Below are 24,437 nucleotides of genomic sequence, written 5' to 3'. Positions count from 1 at the left end.
CCATGAGGTTATTTATTGCGGAAAAGCCATCCATGGCTCGCGAAATTAGTAAATGCTTGCCAGAAAACAAGAATATCCAAAAACGGAATGGCTATTTTATCCAAGGTGATGATGTGGTGACTTGGGTTGTAGGGCACGTATTACATCAAGCAGAACCTGGTGATTACGATGATAAATATATCCGCTGGCGCCCTCAAGATTTACCTATTGTGCCTGATGAGTGGAAATTACTCGTTACGGATAGTAGTCGTCAACAGTTTGAGACTGTAAAAGAATTAATCGGTAAAGCGGACATTATCGTCAACGCAGGTGACCCGGACAGGGAAGGTCAATTGTTGGTTGATGAAGTATTATATTATGTAGGAAATACAAAACCTGTACAACGTATCTTGCTAAATGCATTGGACGAAAAATCTGTTCGTGCCGCATTAAATGATCTACGGGATAATAAAGACTTTCACAATCTATATCAATCTGCATTGGCTAGAGCACGTGCAGACTGGCTTATTGGCATGAATTTATCTCGTGCCTATACATTGTCTGAACGTTATAAAGGTAATAAAGTAACATTACCTATCGGTCGTGTTAAGACTCCAACATTAGCCCTTGTTGTGCGCAGAGAGCGAGAACTAGCGGCATTTAAACCGGTCGATTATTTTACATTAAAGGTTTTATATAATCATCCAAATGGTGTATTCTGGGCTACGTGGCAGCCTACAGACGAACAAAAGGGGCTTGACCCAGATGGACGTCTTATTAATAAAGCCATAGCCGATGAATTAGTAGAGCGCTTACAGGCGGGGTCAGATGGAGTTATTAAAGCTGTTACAAAATCTAAAAAGAAAGATGTACAGCGTTTACCATTGTCTCTATCATCTTTGCAGGTATTAGCTGGTAAAGCTTTTTCCTATGATCCGCAAACTGTACTTGATACAGCACAGAAACTATATGAAAAGAAATTGACTACATACCCTCGTTCTGATTGTGAATATTTACCACCAAATCAATATGGTGACCGCAATGCAATTCTCAATAATTTACAGAATGCAGGAGATGAAAGACTAGCACAGTGGGCTACTGATGCAGACCGCTCCATTAAGAGCCGCGCTTGGAATGAAAAGAAGATTACAGCCCATCATGCTATAATTCCTACGACCGTAGCTTGTAATATAAATAGTTTGTCCCGTGAGGAACGCAATATTTACTTCCTCATTAGTCAGGCCTATATTGCTCAGTTTTATGGCGAACATATTTATGAGCAAACTAAAATCGTCGTGGAGCAATGCAAAGAAGAGTTTGTTGCCAATGGCCGTGTAGTTATAGACGAAGGATGGAAATTACTTTATAAACGACAAAAGTCTAAATCTGTGACAGATAATGATGAACCTGATTTAACTGATGAACGTGGTGCAGAAACAGACTCTAAAAAAGAGGCTATTGAAGAAACAGATCATTTGCCTGCGGTTAAGAAAAATGATTCTGTGCTTTACACGGATTCCTCTGTAGAGGCGAAGCAAACTAAGCCGCCTTCTCGCTTTACACCGTCTACGTTGTTACAAGCGATGAAGGAAATTCACAAGTTTGTAAAAAATGAAGACTTGAAAAAGCAATTAAAGGCTGTATCTGGTATTGGTACAGAGGCGACTCGTGCCAATATTATTGACGAACTTATCAGTCGTGGCTTTATGAAAACATCTGGTAAGAAGCAAGTTCTATCACCTACGGAAACGGGCTACCTTTTAGTAGATGCTTTGCCTGATGAATTGTTATATCCTGATGAAACGGCTGTTTGGGAAGAACGCTTGGCCCTCATGAGTGAAGGGGAGGATACCTTAGATTCCTTCTTATCTGATCAAGTTAAGTTTTTGCAATTATTGATCGATAAGCTTGGCTTTGATAAACAGGTAAACTCTGGTCAGATGATGCCCAATGTAGTTCGTACCATAACGAATCAAAATCGGAAACGTCCAATGGATAATACTGATGTAGATCTATCTTCTTTGCCGGTCTGTCCTAAGTGTAATAAGGGCAGAATGCAACAACGTAATGGTAAATTTGGTGCTTTTTTAGGCTGTACTAATTATCCGGCTTGCAAACATACACAACCTGTTGAGGGGGATACTTCAAAGGGTGAAAGTAATATCACTGTGTCTGACGAAGATAAGCAATATAAATGCCCGCGATGTAAAGAAGGGTATTTTGTTAAACAAGAGGTGAGAGGACGTATTAACTGGATATGCAGTAATCGATCTCAATGTAAAACTCAGTGCTCCGATGTAGATGGAGTACCAAGTATTTACGTAAACAAGTAAATACTATTATAGTTAAATATATAATAAAATATAGAAACTACAAATGTAGTTTGATTATAAAAAGACGCGCACAGCATAGCTGTACGCGTCTTTTTATTGATATATTTTTTGAAGATAAATAATATCTTTATCTACTTATGATATCTTCATCTACTAAACAATAAATATAAATGTTCTATTATCTACGTTTGCCACGACGTCCTGTTTGGGATGTGGATGTACGGCGTTGGCGTGTATTAGCGCCTTTGTGGCCACGAGCTTTATGAGCTTTAGCCTTTGTAGATTGATAGGAACTTGTAATCTTAGGTTTGCCAGATGACTTTGCACGTTTAGGTGCCGCACTTGCATTACCTTTAGTCTTAATTTGTCCATCTTTAGTGTATTTAGTAAGCGTTGCTTGGATGGCGCGCTCAATGCGACGTAACCAAGATTCATCTTGCGGCGTAGCAAATGTAACGGCCACACCAGAGTTGCCTGCACGACCAGTACGGCCAATACGGTGGATATAGTAATCTACGTCACGTGGTACGTCGTAGTTATAAACATGTGTAATGCCTTCAATGTCAATACCGCGAGCTGCAATATCTGTTGCTACTAAGATTTGTGTTTTAGCCTTTGCGAAATCACGTAATATTTGAGTGCGTCGACCTTGTGTCAAATCGCCATGTATTTCAGCAATATTTAGGCCTGCTGCAGTTAACTCATAGGATAAGCGAACAGCACCTTCACGCTTATTACAGAACACAATTGCTAAGAATGGGTTGTCTTCTTCGATCATTTTGATGAGACGTTGCGTTTTTTCTTCTGGGTTCATCATGTATACGCGTTGATCGATTGATTCAAGTGTAACATGTTTACCCTCAGCTGTTACAGAAGCTGGTTTGGACATATACGCTTTTGCAAGATTTCTAATCTTATCAGGAATCGTTGCAGAGAATAATAGAAGTTGTCTGTTTGCATCTGTTTGGCTAATGAGGTTTTCAATGTCTGGTAAGAAACCCATATGAAGCATTTGGTCAGCTTCATCGAGTACGACACGACGGATACAATCTAAGTGGAGTGAACCCCGTTTAGCATGGTCTAATAGGCGACCAGGCGTACCTAAGATAACTTGCGGACGGCGTCCTAATTGTTGTAACTGGGCTTCAATCGTTTTACCGCCGATAAGAGGAAGAATGTCTACATTTAAAATAGAACCTATTTCTTTTGCTTCATCGGAGATTTGTTTTACAAGCTCACGGGTAGGTGCAATAATGAGCACTTGTTCTTGATGCACATCGGTGTGAACACGTTGCAGAATCGGCAGTAAGAAGGCTAATGTTTTGCCTGTGCCTGTTTGAGCTTTTGCTATAACATCATTCCCTTTAAATACGACAGGAATGGCTTGTTCTTGAATTGGAGTTGGCTCCTTGATACCTTGTTTTTGAAGGGCTTGGATGAGTTCATCACAAACGCCTAGAGATTTAAAAGATTTCATGGATCGTCCTTTCTATAATACATATTATATTAATTATACCTTATGCACATAGTAGGGGCAAATAAATTGAATCATTACATAGAGTACTAATTTTATATGGCTAATTTTACATGGCACTATAGTAAATTTGTAAAACTAATGATGCGATTGTTGAAGATACTAATTGATAATAAATTGAGAAATGACGATTTGAATAAATGTTTATGAGAATAAAAAACATTAAAATATTCATATTAAAATAAAATTTAAAAACATAAATGAGAATGATTAAATTATCAATAATGATTATCTTAGTAGTGATTCTTATTTTTTAGGTGTTCTTTTTTATTGGTGACAGCGCGAATAACACCATACCTCATAGGGTTTTATGAGGGATTAATAAATCAATTCTCATATTTAATATGAGAAAAAAATATATATATGAGATATAAAATCACCATAAAAATGATAATAATTGTTGAAATTCCTAATTAGTTTGGTATAATAATTTAAGATATTAATACGCATTATTACTTGGTGTGTTTAATATGAGGTTGTTAGGTACAATAATTAGGAGGTGTCGTATGGCTATCAAAAAGTTAAAAGACATGAAACCAGGTGAGTCTGGTCTTATTGTTGCACTACATGGCAGTGGCAATGTTAAGCATCGTCTAATTGACATGGGTCTTGTAAATGGTACAAAAATCCATGTTATGAAGTTTGCCCCTTTGGGGGATCCGGTGGAAATCAAAGTAAAAAACTTTGAATTAGCACTTCGTACAAGCGAAGCTGGCATGATTGATGTAGAGGTTCAATAGGAGGTTCACATGGCAGAAAATGGGCAAATTCGCATTGCCTTAGCAGGTAACCCTAACTGTGGTAAAACTACAATGTTTAACAATATCACAGGGGCGAAGCAACACGTTGGTAACTATGCCGGCGTTACAGTAGAAAAAAAGGAAGGCCATACGAACTTTGATGGCCATGAGTTATTGTTTATTGACTTACCAGGTACATATAGCTTAACTGCACGTTCCTTGGATGAGTTAGTAGCGCGTAATGTTATCGTAAATGATAACCCAGATGTTATTGTTAATGTTCTTGATGCATCTAACTTGGAACGTAACTTATATTTAGCTGCACAATTATTGGAACTTGAAAAGCCAATGGTTATTGCTCTAAACATGGCTGACGTTGCTGAAGAAATGGGCATCAAATACGACCTAAAAAAAATGGCAGAAATGACAGGGGCTACAATTGTTAGCACAGTAGGTCGTACAAACATTGGTACAAAAGACTTGTTAGAAGCAACAATTAGTGTAGCTGCTTCTCAAAAAGCTCCTGGTGTAACAATTAACTATGGTGATTTGTTAGAAGGTAAAATTAGTGAGCTTGTAGAATTGCTAAAACAAGCGGGCACTGTTACATATCCACTTCGTTGGATTGCTGTTAAGTTGTTAGAAAAAGATGCTGACGTTATTGGCAAAGTTATGCGCTTTGATAATACGGAAGCTGTTATTCAAAAGGCTGAAGCTATTCGTGAAGAAATTAAGGATCAAGTTGATCTTGATATTGTCTTCCAAGAATATCGTCACCGCTTTGCAGTAGAAGTATATAATACATGTTTAACACAAGCGCCAACTCAATTGGAAACACGCTCTGACCGTTACGACAAAATCTTAACGCATCGAATTTGGGGTTTACCAATCTTCATGGTTGTTATGTACTTATTGTTTGCGTTCGTTAACTTCGTTGGTGGTATTCCTCAAGGTTGGATCGAGGATGGTTTCGCTGCATTACAAGCTTATGCGGTTCAGACTATTCCAGAGGGCCAATTACAGTCACTCGTATCTGATGGTATTATTGCCGGCGTAGGTGCGGTACTTTCATTCTTGCCATTAATTTTATTACTCTTCCTTGGCATTTCTTTCTTGGAAGATACTGGTTACATGGCTCGTGCAGCCTTCGTTATTGACCGTGTAATGCGCGCATGTGGCTTGCATGGTAAATCCTTTATTCCTTTGCTATTGGGATTTGGTTGTTCCGTACCATCTGTAATGGGCGCTCGTATCCTTGATAATTATAAGGATCGAATGGTTACTATTTTGATTACACCATTCATGAGTTGTTCTGCTCGTTTACCAGTATATATCTTATTTGCAAATGCGTTCTTCCCAAATGGTTGGGATAGTACTTTAGTTGTATTCTCTGTATACTTCTTGGGTATCATCTTCGGTATTATCTTTGCAAAAATCTTCCGCAAATTCCTATTTGCTGGTGAAGCTGAACCATTTGTAATGGAATTACCTCCATATCATTTGCCTACATTGAAAGCTACTTGGATGCATATGTACGAACGTGCTAAATTGTACATCATTAAAGCTGGTACTTTCATTATGGCCGCATCTATCTTGATTTGGTTCATTACTGCATATCCTATGGATGTTGAATACTCCAAAGATTATGATGCAGTGAAAGAACAAGTTGCTCAAGAGTATGAAGTGAAAGATGCTGCTACATTAGCTCAATTTGGCATCACTACAGATGATCAAAAAGAGGCAGTAGATAAAATTGTAGAAGATATGAAAACTACAGTACAAGATGCTACTGATGCGGCTAAAAATGCGGGAGAAGATGAACCTGAAATAGCGGTTGAAGAAGATTCTGAAGCACCTGAATTATTTAATGATATTAAAGATGAAAACCAAAAATTGTTCCCTGCAGCATGGGCTATGTACAAAAATAGTGCTAACCTAGATGCTGAAAATGACAAACTTGATAAAGAACAAGCTTCTGAAAAAATTGAACAGTCCTATGCAGCATCCTTTGGTAAAGCAATCAACCCAGTTCTTGAACCATTGGGCTTCGACTGGAAGATGGGCTTGTCTCTCGTGGCTGGTTTAGCTGCTAAAGAGGTAGTAATTTCTACATTGGGTACAGTATATGCAGTAGGTGGTGATGATAAAAATCCAGCTCCATTGACTGATTACTTACAAAATGATCCAAACTTCTCACCATTGATTGCATTAACAATGATGTTGTTCGTATTAATTTACCCACCTTGTTTGGCAACATTAGCTGTTATCAAACGTGAAACAGGTTCTTGGAAATGGGTTGCATTCATGTTCTGCTATGAAAATACATTTGCATGGATTGCATGTTTCATCTTCTATAACATTGGTCGCGCATTAGGTTTCTAATCTAGAGTCGCTAAATAGGAGAGTTTAGCCACTTTTAGATTCTTTAAACAAAAATGAATAGAAAAAATGCGATTTTGTTATAAGTAATTTAGAAATAATACTTGATAATTATCAATATTCGTGGTTAAATGATAATGAGAAAAGGGAAATATCCTTTAGATATTGCTTTTATCTTGTTTATCACTAAGACACATATTGTAATTTAGTAGATATTGAGAAAGAGGCATAATAATGGATAATCTTGTTATAGGACTCATAGTTGTATTAGCAATAGCTTATATCGGCAATAAATTTTACAAACAAATGTCTGGTAAAGGTGGCTGCGGCTGTGGTGGCGGTGGTTCTGATTCTAGCTCTAAGAAAACTTCTGGTTGCGGTGGTAACTGCAGCTGCGATGGTTCCAACAAGGCACTAGGCATTAAACGTACCGCTAAGTAAGCTAATACGAATTCTGAATTTGAATGAGGGGTCTTTATAATGGGCTCCTCTTTTCAAATATAGTAAGTAAATTTTTTATATATTTATTAGTAGAAAGGGATATTATCATGTTCAACTTCAACCAAAACAATCTTAAAAACGCTAACTTATTCGCAGCAGGTCTTGCATTGGGTACTGTAGGTCTTAAAGTGTTAACTTCCAAAGACGCAAAAAAAGTATATGCTGGTATCGTAGCAGCTGGTCTTCGCGCTAAAGAAACTGTATTAGAAACAGCTGAAAAAGTACAAGCATCCGCATCTGATGTATTGGCAGAAGCTCAAGAAATCAACGAAGCACGCAACGAAGAAATCTTTGAAGAAAACAAATAATAGAAGGATTTAACTATGTTACAATTTTCTGTTGTACGAAAACTCAGAAATCGCTTGCATGTTAAGGTAACTGGTCATCGCTTTACAGAGGCTGAAGCAGCCTATGTAGAGGATACATTGCTCCTTAATGATGCAATTGTAGATGTAACCTTCTTCACTCGTAGCAGTCAAATCGCCATTAAACATAATGGCGATTCTGATTCTGTGCGTGATGCAGTGTTAGCTCTACGCGATTTAGATTTGTCTGAAGCTCCTGCTTTAAACGAATATTCTCCTCGCTTGGTAAATAAAAAATACCGTGAAATGATGATCAACCGTACTGCACTTTACTTAGGTAAAAAAGCAGTGCTTCCTGCACCGATTGCAGCTGCATGGGCTTGGTTTGACGGTATTAAATTTATCGGTAAAGCGATTAAAACATTGTGGCAACGTAAGTTAACTGTCGAAGTACTTGATGGTGTAGCTATTGGCGCTGCATTACTTCAAAAGGATTACCCTACAGCTGGCGCTGTTATGTACCTATTAGGTATTGGTGATATCTTAGAAGAATGGACTCACCGTAAATCCGTATTAAATCTCGCTCAAAGCATGTCCTTGAACGTAGATAAAGTATGGGTTTTAGTTGATGACATTGAAGTGAGCAAGCCAGTTAACGAAGTTGTGGCAGGTGATAAAATCATTATTCGCCAAGGCGAAGTGATTCCATTGGATGGCGTCGTTATCGATGGTGTTGTTCTTGTTAATGAAAGCTCCATGACTGGTGAACCAGAAGCGGTTCGTCGCGATCAAGACAGTTCTGTATATGCAGGTACTGTTGTTGAAGACGGTAAAGCTATTGTAGAAGTACGTAGCACATCCAAAACATCTCGTTACGAAAAAATCGTTAACCTCATTGAAGAGTCTGAACAAATGAAATCCGGTATGGAACAACAAGCATACCGCATGGCAGATAAATTAGTTCCAATAAGCTTTATTGGTGCTGGTTTAACATACTTGTTGACTCGAAATGTAATGAAAGCATTGTCTTTCGTAATGGTTGACTTCTCTTGTGCTCTAAAATTATCCATTCCATTAGCAGTACTTTCCGCTATGCAAGAAGCATCTAAACGCGGTATCACTGTTAAAGGTGGTAAGTTCTTAGAACAAATTGCACAAGCAGATATGATTGTGTTCGATAAAACTGGTACTCTTACAAAAGCAGAACCTGAGTTTGAACAAATCATCCCGTTCAACGGTCATGATGCAGATGAAATGTTGAAATTAGCTGCATGTATTGAGGAACATTTCCCTCACTCCATGGCAAAAGCAATTGTACGCGCTGCTAAGGATCATGACTTGCCTCACAAGGAAATGCACTCTGACGTAGAATACGTTGTAGCTCATGGTATTGCATCTAAAGTTGGCCGCTACCGTGTACGCATTGGTAGTGCTCACTACATCTTTGATGATGAAAAAACAAAGATTCCTGCAGATGAACAAGAAAAGTTCAATAATTTACCAAATTCATCTTCCCATATTTACCTCGCTATTGGAGGTACACTAGCAGCGGTTATTTGTATTAAAGACCCTGTTCGTGAGGAAGCAAAACAAGTTATAGCTGATTTACATACATTGGGCATTAAAAAGGTTGTCATGATGACTGGCGACTCCAAACGTAATGCACAACGTGTAGCTGACGAACTCGGCATCGATGAATTGCATGCTGAAGTATTGCCAGAAGATAAAGCAGCTTATGTAAAACAAGCAAAAGCTGAAGGCTATACTGTTATGATGGTAGGGGATGGTATTAATGACTCCCCAGCAATTTCCGAAGCACATGTTGGTATCGCTATGAATGAAGGCGCTCCAATTGCTCAAAAAATTGCAAATGTTACTATTTCTTCCGATAACTTACAAGCTCTTGTAGATTTACGCCGCATTTCTATGGCATTGATGAAACGCATCAAAGCAAATTACAATGGTATCGTTGGTTTCAATGGTGCTCTTGTAGGTGGTGGCGTACTCGGTATTATGCCGCCAAGCCAAACAGCATGGTTGCATAATCTATTCACATTGGGTATCGGCTTAGAAAGCATGACTCCATTGTTGAAAAAAGAAGAACCAAAGGACGCTGTTCCTACAATTGATGTAACAGCTGACTCTGTAGTAGCTTAATTAGAAGCCTCCATATAAGGTATTCATTTACCTGTATGGAGGTTTTTCTTTTTTGATGACATTTATCTATGATTATTGTAAAATACAAAGAGATTACATATCATAGGAGATCTATATGAACACATTAATGGATATTTGTAAAAGATCCGTTTATTTGAATCTATTTATCGTAGTAATTCCTATTATTGCATATATGATTCATAATGGATCAAGTGCTACCGTAGCACTTGTATGGTATTTACTTTTATCACTAATAATGCCTTGGGCATATTTATCGTTTAAAAGTAGTGCCTTTGGAGATGGAAAATCGATTAGCCGTATTGCTTATGTTGTAAGTTGGATTATAATCCACGGCATTAGCTATAAAGGTATTTTTCTCGGTGTAGATTTATCGATGCTATGGAGCTGGCCTACAGCTGGCCGAGATGTAGCTTTTTTAGTAGCTATGTATATTGGTGTTACTATTAGCTTGCTTTTGGCATATGGTCTTACTCGTTTAGTAGGAGGCCGTAATGAATAAGAATTTCTGGTTATTCACCGTCGTTTGTGCTTTATTTGTAAGTGCTGTAACGACAGTTCTTTCCTTGAGTGGAGCGCTAGCTTTACCAATCTTAGTATTCCCTGTATTGTCCCTCGTAATACCTCTTATGGTACGAAGACTTAAGAATGCTAAATTTAACGATGACCTACCATTGAGTATGGGATATCATACGTATAGTTGGGCTTGGTGGACTGTATTTTCATTTCTTCATACGCCCTTTAGCTTTACTGCAGATAGTGGAATTGTAACAGCGTTGCTTCTCTTCGTGGTGTATTTTATAGTTCAAGTACTTATTGAACTTTGTGGATTGTTAGCTACTAAGTTTTTCAATCGAAATCATCGATGGGGAATGGTAGATGAAGCACTCGATATAATTGGATATACTATTCCAATTCCATTCTTATATATTGGTTCACTTCTCTATATTGATCTACAAGATCCAATGGTTTATTTCATGTATGCGTCATCTATGAATGTGAATATACTCTTTGCAGAATTGGTGTCATTACTTATATCCTTATTGGTATTCGTATTCTATTTATACCCAAGAGAAATAGCCTATAAAGGTATACGATTATTTCGTATTGTTTTAACTGCTGGTTTATGGCTCGCTATGAATGCCCATATTTTATATGGTGGTTATATTCCAGAGTTTATTTTATCTTTAGTTCCCACCGTTTTTCCAACGTATCAAGGTAATCCACTAGTGTTTGTTACCCCAACTTTGTTAGAAGCTGGTATGACAGGTGTAGCAGTGATTATAGGTGCATTGGTAGAGCGTGGTATTATTTCACGACGCCGTGAACGTATTTAATTTCTAGTTTCGACTTATATCCGTAAGGAATGAGAACGAAGGAGGATCTATGAACAACAATGAACGTCCAGTGGATGATAACTCAACTGTATCAATCCCAGGCAATGAAACGACTAGCCCCGTTGAACGTAAACAGGTTAAAAAAGAGAAAAAGAGTGGTATTACTATTCGTGAGCTTACCATTATTGGTTTGTTGGCGGGGATCACAATCGCATTAGGTGTATCTGGCTATGGTATTATTCCGTTAGGTCCGCTTAATGTAACTACTTTACATGTACCCACACTTATTGGTGCAATTGTAGAGGGGCCTAAAGTTGGTGCTTTTGTAGGGTTTATCTTTGGTTGCTATAGCTTGTGGCAAAATATTACAGCTCCAAATATTTTATCTCCACTATTTATTAATCCAATCATTTCTGTGTTACCACGTATACTTTTCCCTGTATTAGCATATTTAGTATACTTATTATTGTGGAAAGCACCTCAAGGTCCACGCATTCTGGTATCTGCATTTATGGGGACTGTATTCCATACAATTATGGTTATGGGACTTATCTTCTTGCTTTACGCAGATATGTTTGCTATTAAAATGAACCTAAGCCCAGATCAAGTATTAGGGTCTATTGTATTCTTATCTGTTACGCATGGTATTCCAGAAGCTGTTTTTGCAGCTGTTATCGTTACTCCAGTTGCATTGGCATTACGTAAGGTATTGCGTAAGGATACTCCTAAGAAAGAAAAAACTGATGCTGTTACAAGCGCTGCAACAACAGTAGGAGCGGATGCAAATAAAACTACAGAAGTTAATAAAATCAAATCTGTAGAAGAAAACATAACTAAATAGTATTTTACAGGCTTTTCATAAATATGATAAAATAAATATCATTCGATAAGTATTGAGGAGGATAACCATGGCTAAACGTATTCGTACTATCAACACTGAATCCTTACAAAAAACTGCTAAAACTGGCGGTTGTGGGGAATGTCAAACATCTTGCCAATCTGCTTGCAAAACAAGCTGCACAGTTGGTAACCAAGTTTGCAAACAAAAATAATAAAGAGGCTCGCTTAGCGGGCCTTTTTTATTTATGTGTATAATACATACTTTGTATGGTATATCTTTATGACTCTTTTCATAACGTTTAGCGTGGAAATGTGGTACAATTATCTAGAAAGTTCTATATAGTAGAACTTTTACCATACATAATAATTGGAGGTACCATGTTAGAATTAAAACCAATGATCCATAAGTTTCGGATGAAGGATAACTATTACTGCTTAGATGTTAATAGTGGTATTATTCACGTTATCGACGAACTCATTGATAGAGTTCTTGACATATATGATGGCACTAATCGCGATGCAGTACATGCTGCATTAGATGCTAAGGAAGATGCCGTAGAGCTTGATGAGATTATGGATGAGTTAGATGAGCTCATTAAAGCAGAGCAATTGTTTGCTCCGATGAGTAGAGAGTTTAAACTTGTAGTAGGTGAAAAACCTATTGTTAAGGCATTATGCTTAAATATTGCTCATGATTGTAATTTAGCATGTAAATACTGTTTTGCCAGCCAAGGTGATTACGGCGGTGTAAAACGTGAATTAATGAGTTTTGATGTGGCGAAGCGTGCAGTGGACTTCCTCATTAAAATGAGCGGCCCTCGTCAACATTGTGAAATAGACTTCTTTGGTGGAGAACCTTTATTGAACTGGGATGTTGTTAAACAAACAGTTGAATATATTGAATCCATTCAAGAAAAGCACAATAAGATTTTCAAGCTTACATTGACTACAAATGGTATGCTGTTAACACAAGATAAAATCGACTATGTAAATGAACATAAGATGAGCCTTGTATTATCTTTGGATGGTCGTGAATCTGTACATAATGCGATGCGTCCTGTAGCTGGTAGTGGTGCGGAATCTTACAAATATATTGCTAAAAACCTTATTAATGCAGTAAAACAACGCCATGGCCTTGAATACTACGTACGTGGTACGTATACACATAAAAACTTAGACTTTACAAAAGACGTTATGGCTATGTCTGATCTTGGCTTTGAACATTTATCCATGGAGCCTGTAGTAGGTGAAGAGGGGGACTATGTTCTTCGCGAAGAGGATTGGCCTGTATTGGAAAAAGAATATGAAAAATTAGCAGATATTTATTTACAACGTCAATTAGATGGTTGGGGCGAGAAGTTTAACTTCTTCCACTTCCGTATGGATTTATATCGCGGTCCATGTATGGCTAAACGCCTTCGTGGTTGTGGGGCAGGTCATGAATATATGGCAGTCGTACCTAATGGCGATATTTACCCATGTCATCAATTCGTAGGTAAAGATGGATATGTGCTTGGCAATGTGTATGATGGATTACAAAATACAGAAATTCCTAAAGATTTCCGTAATACACATGTATTCTCTAAACCAACTTGTGCTGAATGTTGGGCGAAATTCTTCTGTTCTGGTGGTTGTCATGCTAACAACATTACATTAGGTGGCGATTTAGAAACACCTTATGAATTTGGCTGCCGCTTACAAAAGAAACGTATTGAATGCGCTATTATGATTCAAGCCGAGTTAGAACAAGCTGGCATTGATGGCAGTATTCCTGTAGCATTAGGTTAATAGCCATTAATTCTCCGTCTATAGTAGGAGTTTATATGAAACAAAATAGTAATCAAACTATAGAACGCTGGGGAATTCGTTATACCGGTATAGTTCAAGGGGTCGGATTCCGGCCCCTTGTTTCTATGTGGGCACATTCTCTGGGGTTAACTGGTTTTGTTTATAATGATAGCCAAGGTGTTTACGTTGAGGTACAAGGTTGTGTCGGTGATTTACAGCTATTTTTAGATGCTATTCAAGATGACCGACCTAGACTGTGCCGTATTACAAGTAAAACGGTACAACATCTTACTATAAAAGATAATGAAGTTGACTTTTCTGTGAAGCCATCTCCATTAGGTGAAGCAGTTAGCACATTTATTAGTGCTGATACGGCACCATGTGCTGATTGTCTTAAAGAACTACAACAGGACAAGCGTAGAAAAGAATATCCTTTTATTAATTGTACAAATTGTGGCCCACGATATACGATTATTAAATCACTTCCCTATGATCGGGAACGAACGACGATGGACGAGTTTCCTATGTGCGAAGCTTGTAAGGCTGAATACGAAGATATAGAGGGGCGCCGTTATCGTGCTGAACCAAACGCATGCGTTCAATGTGGCCCTCATTATACTTTATATAAACCTAATCGTACGGTTGTGGATACTGTAAATGTTTGGAATACTACCCGTGAATTAATCAATGAAGGTAGTATTATTGCTATAAAAGGGATAGGTGGATACCATCTAGTTTGTGATGCTCGAAATGATACGGCGGTCCAACGCTTGCGTAAGCGTAAGAATCGACCACATAAACCCTTAGCAATTATGGTAGGGTCCCTAGATACAGCAATCGAGCTTGTTCATCTTAGTGATGAAGAACTTGATGTTTTGACGGGAATGGAACGTCCTATCGTATTATTAAAAAGAAATACTGATAGTTTAGTGCGTTTGAGTCCCCATGTGGCTCCGGATAATCATATGCTTGGCGTAATGTTACCATATACACCAATGCATGAGGTACTATTACCGTCAGATGCGGCATGGGTCATGACAAGCGGTAATCGAAGTGGTGATCCAGTTTTATATGATGATGATCAAGCCTTTGAAGAGTTAGAATCGGTTGCCGATTATTTCTTGGTGCACAATCGTCAAATTTATGCACCTCTCGATGATTCTGTCGTAACTGTTATTCATAAGAAACCTCGATTTATTCGTCGTAGTCGTGGCTATGTACCAGAACCTATTCATTGTGAAATTTCAGGGCAAACTTCGATATTAGCCATGGGGAGTGATTTAAAAAATGCTTTCGCTATGAATAAAGGTTCTGAAGTTCTTGTAGGACCACATATTGGTGATCTACAGAATGCATCCACTCATGCAACTTTGGAGTGGACTATTGACCGATATGAGAAATTATTTTCTATACAACCAGAGAAAATCATTGTAGATAGTCATCCTCAATTTTTCTCTTCTCACTTAGGAGAACGTATTGGTAAAAGTTCACAGATTTCTGTTATACCTGTCCAACATCATCATGCTCATATTGCATCAGTTATGGCAGAACACAATCTAGAAGGCCCTGTACTAGGGATTGCCATGGATGGTACTGGATATGGTCCAGATGGAAGCGTATGGGGCGGTGAATTCCTTCTTTGTAAAGGCAACGAATATCAGCGATTAGCTCATATCCATGAAGCGCCGTTACCAGGTGGAGAAAAAGCGGTTTCTGAGCCATGGCGTCAAGCCTTATGGTATATCAGAAATTATTATGGTAATGATATTCCACCTATTTACCAAGATTGGATGAACAGGCTACCTAAAGGTTGGGAAATATTAGATAAAGCATTACAATCTACAATGCCTATGATTCAAGCAATGAGCTGTGGACGTTTATTTGATGCAGCAGGTTCTCTTTTAGGCCTAGGCATGATTCATACCTATGATGCGCAAATTGCTATTGCATTAGAATCTTTATGTGGTGATGAAAAAGGCATATTGCTTGATTATAACTATGACGGTCGAATTCTTGATTTTACTCCAACTGTTCAATCTATTATGGATGGTGTCGTTAAAGGTGAATCTAAAGCTCATCTTTCAGCATCATTCCATAAAACCGTTGCCATTGCATTATGTGAAACTTCAGCCGATTTAATGGAGCGATATAATATTAGTGATGCGGCCATATCAGGCGGTGTATTTCAAAATCGCAAATTAGTAGAGTTAATATATCGCGCTTGGCATGTAGGCAATTTATATATGAATGAGGCTGTTCCTTCCAATGATGGGGGCTTAGCACTCGGCCAATTATGGATTGGTAATCAGAAATAGTTATATACTCATGTAGCTAGTATCACTTAATGAATACTATAATTGTGATACAATAATATTAGAAATATTTATATATATTGAGTTTACTTACATAAAAGTAAACTTATAGAATTTGTTATTAAAGTAATATATAAGGAGATAATATGTGCTTAGCTGTACCAGCACAGTTAATAGCTGTGAATGATGTTATTGGCACTGTAGAATTAACAGGTGCTACCCGTGACTGCAGCTTACTCCTCGTACCAGAAGCAAAGGTAGGGGACTGGTTGTTAGTCCATGCAGGTTTTGCTGTACAAATTGTTGATGAAGAAGAGGCACAAAAAACATTAGAGGCCTTTAAGGAGCTAGAAGAACTTGAAGAAGCTTACTTTGCAGGAAAAGTATAACAGTGCTGATGCATTGTTAAAACGTATCAATACTCTTCATAAGCCAGGGGAAACCGTGAGACTTATGGAGGTTTGTGGTACACATACTGTATCGATTTTCCGTGAAGGTCTTCGTCAGTTATTGCCAAGTGGCATTGAACTTGTTAGTGGACCAGGATGTCCTGTATGTGTAACGGATCAAACGTATATGGATAAGGCTTTGGCTTATGCTGAACGTGATGATGTTATTATTGCAACCTTTGGGGATATGTTAAAGGTGCCAGGTAGTTATAGTAGTCTTAGTGAAGCTCAAACAAAGGGCGCGCATATCCATGTAATTTATACGCCTTTAGAGGTAGTAGAACTTAGTAAGAAATATCCGGAAAAGAAAATCGTATTTTTAGCCATAGGTTTTGAAACGACTATTGCCGTTATTTGTGCAACTGTAAAAGCAGTTCATGCAGCAGGCTTGAAGAACGTTTTCTTCCTTGTATCTCATAAATTAGTGCCTCCTGCATTGCGAGCTTTATTAGATAAACAAGAAGGTCATATTGATGGTTTTATTTTGCCGGGTCATGTGAGTGTTATTATCGGAGAAGAACCATATCAATTCTTACCTGAAGAGTATCACATACCATCATGTATTGCTGGTTTTGATGGAATTGAAATTTTATCTGCTATAGCAAATATTTTAGAGCAACGAAAAACTAGTAATTTTATAGTAGGCAATACATATCATTCTGTAGTTATGCAGAAGGGTAATCCCGTAGCGCAAGCGATGATCAAAGAGGTATATGATGTATGTGATGATGCGTGGCGTGGTATAGGTGTCATTCCAAATTCTGGTTTAAGATTAAAGGACGAATATGCAGCCTATGATGTAGAACGTGCATTACCTATCCATCTTGAACGACCTTCTCTTGATCCGAAGGGGTGTCAATGTGGCCGTGTATTGCAAGGTCTTATTAAACCGAGTGAATGTCCATTATTTGGTAAAAGTTGTACTGCTGACCATCCAGTTGGTGCCTGCATGGTATCTGTAGAAGGTAGTTGTGCTGCATGGTATAAATATGGTTATTCCAGTGGTGGATCGACGTGGGAGGATTAATATGGAGCGAGTTCGCTTAGTCCATGGAAACGGTGGTCGATATAGTCATGAGTTGACCGAGCGTTTTATTTTGAAATATTTTACAAATGATTTATTAGCTCCTTTACACGATGGTGCTCAATTTCCCGTTACAGCAGGACGTATGGCGTTCTCTACAGATTCCTATGTAGTACAACCAGCGTTTTTCCCTGGCGGAAATATTGGTAAATTAGCTGTATGTGGTACAGTGAATGATTTAGCTATGAATGGTGCTATTCCACAATACTTGAGTTGTGGGCTCATTTTAGAAGAAGGCCTTGCCTTTAATGAGTTAGATGAAATCCTTCATACCATGTCAGATATGGCAAAAACTGCAAATGTACAAATTGTTACAGGAGACACTAAGGTTGTTAAAAAGGGTGAGGTAGACAAAATCTACATAAATACTGCGGGGATTGGTATGATTCCAACAGGGATAGATATTGGTCCACATCGCGTAAAGCCGGGAATGGATGTTATCTTATCTGGTGCTATAGGGGATCATTCTGTTGCTGTTATGGGACAACGGTTTGGATTAGACCTATCTGATTCTTTAAAAACTGACTGTGCCCCTTTAAACAATATGGTTCATGCCGTACTTGATAAAGTGGGGCCTCAAGTGGCTCTATTGCGAGATCCTACACGTGGTGGTTTAGGTACTGTTTTAAAAGAAATTGCAGACCAAAGTCAAGTTGGTATTAAGGTGGACGAAGCAGCTATACCGATTCACGCTGAAGTGCAATCTGTTTGTGATATTTTAGGGTATGATCCATTATATTTAGCTAATGAAGGTAAGGTAGTGCTTGTGGTAGACCCATCGGTTACTGATGAAGTTTTATCTATTCTTCGTGGCTTTGAAGAAGGTAAAGAAGCTGTATTAATCGGTAAAACATTAGATAAAAATATTGGCAAGGTTGGATTGCAAACCGCAATTGGTGGTGTCCGTTTAATTGATTTGTTAGGTGAAGATCAAGTCCCTCGTATCTGCTAATTATATAGACTAAGATTATTTTATATTTAGCTGATTTTATATGTATAAAAAGAATTTTTGTACTTATAGATTGTGAAGAATAGTAGATGTTGACAATAATCTTTTGGGATAGTAGTATTAAATTAAGTTGTGTAAAATTCATTGATTGTTCATCGGACTTTTATACAATGCTAGTATCTTTATGTGTAAGTTCTTATACTTTCACTAGAATCTATGTATAGAATTTGTTAAAATATAAGTATCTATAGGAGGCTTATTATGAAAAAGAAGATTATTACAGCTGTTCTAGGGATTTGTTTAACTACAACTGCATTTGGTGGCATCTTGACTACTCAAGCTGGCGGCCTTAGCAGTATTCTTGGTGGTGCAGCTAAAATTGGTGGCATCGGTATTGTTATCAATAAATTCGGTCCTCAAATTGACTCTTTCTTAAATAAATTATTGAAACAAAATAACTTAAGCACAGAGTATACAACTAAAGTTGTACCTATTATCAGTATTGGTACAAAAGGTTATATTGGTGCTGCTCAAGTAACTGGCCCAGCATCTAGCATTGAACAAGTTAAAGCGGTTGCTCAAGTTGAAGGTAGCTTTAACGGTATGGTTCGTGTAAAAGGTTTAGTACCAGTTGATAGCACAAACCCAGTTGGTGCATCTCGTGTTCAAGGCGTAGGTGTATCTGCTATTATCGATTTGAAAATTTAATGGCCACTGAGCATATAAAATAGTAGACTCAGGGAATAAGCACGGTCTTAGGCCCGTGCTTATTCTGTTGTATAACAGTTATACATTAGATACGTTGTGGAGGAATTTATGAAGAAGCAAGTACTTACACTTTTAATGGCATCCTTGATTTCAGGCACTGCATTTGCTGCTCCTGGTACAGTTACAGAAAAAACAAATGTTTTAGAGACTACTGTATATGGTGCTGTACAAGATGGTGCTGTAGTGGACCGCATTAATCAACTTGATGAAACCGTGTATGGTACTGGTTTCAATGGCAATTCTGCTACATTGAGCAAACGTGTCGATTCCCTTTATAACTCCGTAGAAGGTAGCGGCACAAATATTTCTTTGCGCGAAGAAATGGACGCACTTGAATATACATATCAAAATAGCATTAATGCAGGTTCTCTTGTTGATCGTGTAGAAAAGATGGAACGTAGCGTTAATGGTCGTATTGGTAGCGGCTCTCTACAAAAACGTATTATTTCTTTAAAAACAAAAGTATATGGCAGCAATGTAACGCTCACAAATCAAGTGGGTACATTAGCTGGCAATCAAGTTTTCAAAGTTACATTGAATGATGCTGTTTCTTCAAAAACTAGCCATGAAGGCGACACTGTTGCTTTCACAGTAGCTGAAAATGTTATGGATGGTAATGTGTTATTAGTTCCTGCAGGTACAGTAGGTTCTGGTACAATTACTTCTTTGAAAAAGGCTCGTTCCTTTGGTCGTAATGGTGCATTAGATATTACATTCGATACTATTCCTGCTATTGATGGTACAGAATTCACTGCTGTACAAGGTAAAGAAGCTAAAGACAAAACTCGTAATGAAGTAAAAGCTGCAGGTGCATCTGTAGCTGGTGCTGTTTTACTTGGACCAGTAGGTTTAGTAGGTGGCGCTTTTGTTAAGGGGAAAAATATTGAGTACCCTGCTGGTGCAACAATTTATGTACAACCTCAAGATTCTGTAACAATTCAAGGTCTTGTAATTGGTGGTGACGGTTTAGCTCATAGTGATGATGAATTGGCTGAAGCTGTAACTGTACCGAATGCAGCAGATGAATCTGAAGAAACTGTAGATACTAATGAAGCGGCTGTTGATGAAAATGAAACAACAACAGAGGAACCAGCAGCAGTAGAAGAACAAGAAGAGCAAGTAGAAAATGTTTCTCAACCTATCGTAGTTGTAAAGCGTAATCAATAATTAACAAATTCTTAAAGCAAGAGGAGTTCTAGTAACCATGAGGAAACGTAAAGTACAATGGCTGGCAGCGGCATGTGTTTTCTGTTTAGCACAACCAGTATGGGCCGCTACAGAGTCAACCACGGTATATCAAGATCAATTGGATAGCGTTGATCAATCCTATCTTGGAGAAATCTCTAAAGCATCTACACCTGACAATAGTAATATCCGTGTTGTACGTCGTGGTGAAAAGGCAAAGTCTGATCAACCTACAGAACAGTTGCCGACTCGTATTGATGCAGACAAAATGTCCTATATAGGGTCCACTGGTGATGTATATGCGCAAGGTGATGTAGTAGTGACTCAAGGTAATCAAACTTTGATGTCTCCGCGTATAGAAGGTAATACGAAAACTACAGAATATCGTACTGTTGGTGGATATCACTTTTTAGAAAATGGTGGTAAAACTAAGGATATTACAGGTCAAAATATGACATATCGTACTAGTGATCACCATTTTACAGCCGATCAAGCTTTTGGTTGGAATGACCCTTACTATGTAAAAGGGCAAAATGCTACATTTGATGGTGAAACTGGTCATATGGAAAAAGGCATGGTTACCACAAAACATGCGATGGCTTTTAAACATACACCTGACTATCGTGTAGAAGGTCAAGATATCAAGGTATATCCTGGCGATAAAGTAGTTATCAAAAAACCATCCTTCTATATTAAAAACTTCAAGGTTTTATCTTTGCCTTCTTATACAGCATCTCTTCGTCATGATAAAGAGGGTAAATTTAGTATTTTTTCCTTGGTTCCAAAACCTACATATAGTAGTGATGATGGCATTGGTTTGCATGGTAGTACAGAGTATCCAATCGGTAAGCATGGTGAAGCCTATATTGATTACCGTTGGTATTCAAAGTCTGGATTTAAACCAAAAGTAGGCTATAGACATTATTTGCCTTGGGCTACTGCATCCATAGGTTACAGTAAAGAATCTAATGAGTATAACGATGAAACTGTATGGGTAGAAAAGATTGGTGAAGTTCGTTTAGATACTCATACATATCATGTTGGTAAATCTCCTGTTACTGTACGTGGTGGTGTAAACGCGGGCTATTGGAAAGAGGGTTCTGTAAAAGGTTCTCATAAAGAGTATTATACAGAAGTATCTCATGATCCAATTAAGCTTTGGAAAAATGCAGATTTACGTTTCTTAGGTGGTTACCAACGAGATTATTATGGTTATAATGGTACGATTCGTAGCATGCCTTATTGGGGCGCTCGTTTCCAATCTAAAGTGGGAAATCGTGCTAATGTATGGGTTAGTTATAATCAACGTAATATTTCTTACAACAACTCTCCATACCGATTCGATACGACAGAGCTTCCTAAGGAGCTTATTTATGGTGGCTCTTATAAATTAACTCGCTTGGATGATGTTTCTGTCAGTGTGAAAACAAATATGATGAGTGGTGACATTGATTCTGTGTACTATACATGGCATCGTGATTTGCATTCCTTTGATATGTATTTGACATATAAAGATGCTCATAGAAGCAACAATGATCAATGGAAGATCAAATTTGTTGGCAAAGACTTTTAATTAGGAGATAACTATGCAACGTATTAGAAAGGCCGTTATTCCAGCAGCTGGCTTTGGTACACGGTTCTTACCAGCTACTAAAGCACAACCAAAGGAAATGCTTCCTATTGTAGATACACCAGCTATCCAATATATTGTGAAAGAAGCACTAGATTCTGGTATTGAAGAAATCCTAATCATTACAGGTCGTAATAAACGTGCTATTGAAGACCATTTCGATAGCAGTGTTGAATTAGAATTATTGTTACAAAGCCAAGGTAAAAATAAACAGTTGGCTATGATTAAGGATTTAGCAGATATTAAGGTTCACTTTATCCGCCAAAAGGCACCACGTGGTCTTGGTGATGCTGTACTATGTGCCAAAGCCTTTATTGGTGATGAACCATTTGCTGTGTTACTTGGTGATGATATTGTATATAATCCTGAAAATCCATGCTTAAAACAGTTAATTGAGTGTTATGACGAACATCCTGGTATTATTCTAGGGGCTCAATTTGTACCGGAAGATAAAGTTAGCTCTTATGGTATCGTATCTGGTGAAGCATTAGCGGATAATTTATATCGCGTTCATAACTTGGTGGAAAAACCAAAAAAAGAAGATGCGCCGTCTACACTTGCTGTATTAGGTCGTTATATTTTAACTCCAGATATTTTCAATATTTTGGAAAATACAAAACCAGGCGTAGGTAATGAGGTTCAATTGACTGATGCGTTAGCAGCATCTAAAACTGACACGTATGCATTGGCCTATGAAGGCATTCGTTACGATACAGGTGATAAACTAGGTTACTTGAAAGCTACTGTTGAGTATGCATTGCGCAATGAAGAATTAGGTGAAAACTTCAAGGCATACTTAAAAGAGCTAGATCTTAAATAACAAATCTATAAGATTTAACCTTATGAAAGAACCTATGATATATCATGGGTTCTTTTCTTTTAGTAGTACATTTAGCTAATATAGATATATTATTTTATATTTGTTAACAAATGGATAATGACTTTTGTTGACGAATGAAAAGATGTTGATTATAATCAATTTATTGAATAAATAAAGGACTGTGATTATATGAGAACATTATTTAAAGCATTATGTAATAATGACTTAGATCTACCAGGACATAGTATTATTAAGCATATGCATTATGATGCTTCAGGAAGTGATCAATCTATCTGTGGTATTTTATATCAAATCGCTAAAACTACTACAATTGGTATTCTAGATAAATCAGGTTTTTTAATGGTTGATTTACGACCGGTGCCGAGAAAATTTAGCATTCGCACTACCGTACATCATGATGAAATTAGTGGAGCTATATCGTTTTCCAAGAAAGATATAGTACAATTCGTAAATGATATTAATGACACGAATCCAATTCATCGAGAGGATCCTTATGTCGTACCTGGATGCATGATTCTTGAAACATTGTGGAATTATTGGAACATTAGTAAATCTGCACAGCAGATGGCGATTTATTTTCATGCCCCTGTCATTGCAGGGGATATGGTGACTTTAGTGGAAGTCCCTGAGGATGCTCATGTAGAAGGTTATGTAGGTGATACATTGGCATTTTCTGCTACTTTTTTTGGTGAAAATGAAGATTCAACATCTTTGAAACAAAGATGTATTAGTTAGAGGTAATTATGGAAGCAAGACGTTTAACAAAAATGGCTTTATTGACAGCCTTATTATGTATTTCAGCATATATTTCATTTCCATTGCCATTTAGTCCGGCAATGGTAACCGCATTGACTTTGGTGGCGACATTAACAGGCTTATTATTGCAACCAAAGGATGCTTTTATAGTATTTATCGTGTATGTTCTGCTAGGAGCCGTTGGTCTACCTGTATTCGTTGGGGGTACAGCTGGTCTTGGTAAATTATTGGGACCTACAGGGGGATTTATCTTCTCTTGGCCAATAGCATATACTTTACTAAGTGTATTTAAAGGGCCTAAAAAGAGCTTTTTCTCTTATGCGTGGCGCTCTCTTGTAATTACAATTCCTGTAGTATACCTATTTGGTGTGGTAGGCTTTATGATTGTTACCAAAACAGAACTTTGGGCGGCGTTGCCTGTAGTTATGTTCCCATTTATTCCTGGGGATATCGTAAAATGTCTCGTTGCATCCTGGCTAGCAACTAAAATTAAAATTTAGCATGTAATAATGAAAAGAGGCATTCCTTGGGGTGCCTCTTTTGTGCATTTGT

General features: G+C 37.8%; 22 protein-coding genes. 21 read left to right on the top strand and 1 reads right to left on the bottom strand.

Going from position 1 to position 24,437, the window contains the following annotated elements:
* The first annotated feature begins 2 nt into the window (after window positions 1–2).
* Window positions 3–2,312 (top strand): DNA topoisomerase 3, encoded by a 2,310-nt coding sequence (locus tag VEIS1202513_RS06040; protein WP_213467020.1) that lies wholly within the window; start codon window positions 3–5, stop codon window positions 2,310–2,312.
* A gap of 178 nt (window positions 2,313–2,490) precedes the next feature.
* Here VEIS1202513_RS06040 and VEIS1202513_RS06035 read toward each other — a convergent pair whose 3' ends face one another.
* Entirely contained in the window at window positions 2,491–3,789 is a 1,299-nt protein-coding gene (locus VEIS1202513_RS06035) for a DEAD/DEAH box helicase (protein ID WP_213467019.1), read from the bottom strand.
* A 563-nt stretch (window positions 3,790–4,352) separates the two neighbouring features.
* On the opposite strand from VEIS1202513_RS06035, the gene VEIS1202513_RS06030 reads away from it, so the two are divergent.
* From VEIS1202513_RS06030 to VEIS1202513_RS05935, 20 genes are all read left to right on the top strand, one after another.
* Window positions 4,353–4,586 carry a FeoA family protein gene (locus VEIS1202513_RS06030; protein ID WP_004697076.1) on the top strand — a complete coding sequence of 78 codons (234 nt, stop codon included), beginning with the start codon at window positions 4,353–4,355 and terminating at the stop codon, window positions 4,584–4,586.
* A 9-nt stretch (window positions 4,587–4,595) separates the two neighbouring features.
* Complete coding sequence (gene feoB, locus VEIS1202513_RS06025; RefSeq protein WP_105088980.1) at window positions 4,596–6,968, top strand: ferrous iron transport protein B; 2,373 nt, start codon at window positions 4,596–4,598, stop codon at window positions 6,966–6,968.
* Between the two features lie 231 nt (window positions 6,969–7,199).
* Window positions 7,200–7,406, top strand: coding sequence for a FeoB-associated Cys-rich membrane protein (locus VEIS1202513_RS06020; RefSeq protein ID WP_213467018.1), 207 nt, complete (start codon window positions 7,200–7,202; stop codon window positions 7,404–7,406).
* Window positions 7,407–7,513: 107 nt separating this feature from the next.
* Window positions 7,514–7,774, top strand: coding sequence for a DUF6110 family protein (locus VEIS1202513_RS06015; RefSeq protein ID WP_005376730.1), 261 nt, complete (start codon window positions 7,514–7,516; stop codon window positions 7,772–7,774).
* 15 nt (window positions 7,775–7,789) lie between these two features.
* Window positions 7,790–9,928, top strand: coding sequence for a heavy metal translocating P-type ATPase (locus VEIS1202513_RS06010; RefSeq protein ID WP_213467017.1), 2,139 nt, complete (start codon window positions 7,790–7,792; stop codon window positions 9,926–9,928).
* A gap of 115 nt (window positions 9,929–10,043) precedes the next feature.
* Window positions 10,044–10,448, top strand: a complete 405-nt coding sequence (locus tag VEIS1202513_RS06005; protein WP_213467015.1) for a hypothetical protein — start codon at window positions 10,044–10,046, stop codon at window positions 10,446–10,448.
* Window positions 10,441–11,283, top strand: coding sequence for a hypothetical protein (locus VEIS1202513_RS06000; RefSeq protein WP_213467014.1), 843 nt, complete (start codon window positions 10,441–10,443; stop codon window positions 11,281–11,283). Before VEIS1202513_RS06005 ends, VEIS1202513_RS06000 begins: the two co-directional genes overlap by 8 nt.
* Window positions 11,284–11,332: 49 nt before the next feature.
* Window positions 11,333–12,124 (top strand): ECF transporter S component, encoded by a 792-nt coding sequence (locus VEIS1202513_RS05995; protein ID WP_213467013.1) that lies wholly within the window; start codon window positions 11,333–11,335, stop codon window positions 12,122–12,124.
* A 67-nt stretch (window positions 12,125–12,191) separates the two neighbouring features.
* Entirely contained in the window at window positions 12,192–12,335 is a 144-nt protein-coding gene (scfA, locus tag VEIS1202513_RS05990; RefSeq protein ID WP_004693318.1) for a six-cysteine ranthipeptide SCIFF, read from the top strand.
* Window positions 12,336–12,501: 166 nt separating this feature from the next.
* On the top strand, window positions 12,502–13,911 hold the full coding sequence (scfB, locus tag VEIS1202513_RS05985) for a thioether cross-link-forming SCIFF peptide maturase (protein ID WP_213467012.1): 1,410 nt from the start codon (window positions 12,502–12,504) through the stop codon (window positions 13,909–13,911).
* Between the two features lie 35 nt (window positions 13,912–13,946).
* Window positions 13,947–16,226 (top strand): carbamoyltransferase HypF, encoded by a 2,280-nt coding sequence (gene hypF / locus VEIS1202513_RS05980; protein WP_213467010.1) that lies wholly within the window; start codon window positions 13,947–13,949, stop codon window positions 16,224–16,226.
* A 143-nt stretch (window positions 16,227–16,369) separates the two neighbouring features.
* On the top strand, window positions 16,370–16,612 hold the full coding sequence (locus VEIS1202513_RS05975) for a HypC/HybG/HupF family hydrogenase formation chaperone (protein ID WP_213467008.1): 243 nt from the start codon (window positions 16,370–16,372) through the stop codon (window positions 16,610–16,612).
* Window positions 16,581–17,699 (top strand): hydrogenase formation protein HypD, encoded by a 1,119-nt coding sequence (hypD, locus tag VEIS1202513_RS05970; RefSeq protein ID WP_213467007.1) that lies wholly within the window; start codon window positions 16,581–16,583, stop codon window positions 17,697–17,699. Before VEIS1202513_RS05975 ends, hypD begins: the two co-directional genes overlap by 32 nt.
* A gap of 1 nt (window position 17,700) precedes the next feature.
* The gene (gene hypE, locus VEIS1202513_RS05965) at window positions 17,701–18,708 is read left to right on the top strand and encodes a hydrogenase expression/formation protein HypE (RefSeq protein ID WP_213467006.1); all 1,008 of its coding nucleotides are present in this window, start codon (window positions 17,701–17,703) and stop codon (window positions 18,706–18,708) included.
* A 258-nt stretch (window positions 18,709–18,966) separates the two neighbouring features.
* Window positions 18,967–19,413 carry a hypothetical protein gene (locus tag VEIS1202513_RS05960; RefSeq protein ID WP_005387067.1) on the top strand — a complete coding sequence of 149 codons (447 nt, stop codon included), beginning with the start codon at window positions 18,967–18,969 and terminating at the stop codon, window positions 19,411–19,413.
* A 108-nt stretch (window positions 19,414–19,521) separates the two neighbouring features.
* Window positions 19,522–20,640, top strand: a complete 1,119-nt coding sequence (locus VEIS1202513_RS05955; RefSeq protein ID WP_024065495.1) for a hypothetical protein — start codon at window positions 19,522–19,524, stop codon at window positions 20,638–20,640.
* A 37-nt stretch (window positions 20,641–20,677) separates the two neighbouring features.
* Complete coding sequence (locus tag VEIS1202513_RS05950; RefSeq protein ID WP_213467005.1) at window positions 20,678–22,231, top strand: LptA/OstA family protein; 1,554 nt, start codon at window positions 20,678–20,680, stop codon at window positions 22,229–22,231.
* 13 nt (window positions 22,232–22,244) lie between these two features.
* The gene (gene galU, locus VEIS1202513_RS05945) at window positions 22,245–23,108 is read left to right on the top strand and encodes a UTP--glucose-1-phosphate uridylyltransferase GalU (protein WP_155086914.1); all 864 of its coding nucleotides are present in this window, start codon (window positions 22,245–22,247) and stop codon (window positions 23,106–23,108) included.
* A gap of 189 nt (window positions 23,109–23,297) precedes the next feature.
* Window positions 23,298–23,864: a hotdog family protein gene (locus VEIS1202513_RS05940; protein WP_213467003.1), complete on the top strand. Its 567-nt coding sequence runs from the start codon at window positions 23,298–23,300 to the stop codon at window positions 23,862–23,864.
* Between the two features lie 8 nt (window positions 23,865–23,872).
* Entirely contained in the window at window positions 23,873–24,385 is a 513-nt protein-coding gene (locus tag VEIS1202513_RS05935; RefSeq protein WP_213467002.1) for a biotin transporter BioY, read from the top strand.
* Window positions 24,386–24,437 lie beyond the last annotated feature (52 nt).

It is taken from the genome of Veillonella orientalis, from assembly GCF_018406505.1.
Taxonomy (GTDB): Bacteria; Bacillota; Negativicutes; order Veillonellales; family Veillonellaceae; genus Veillonella; species Veillonella nakazawae.
Note: the sequence above shows the minus strand (reverse complement) of the source record. Positions and strands in the feature narration are given on the sequence as shown.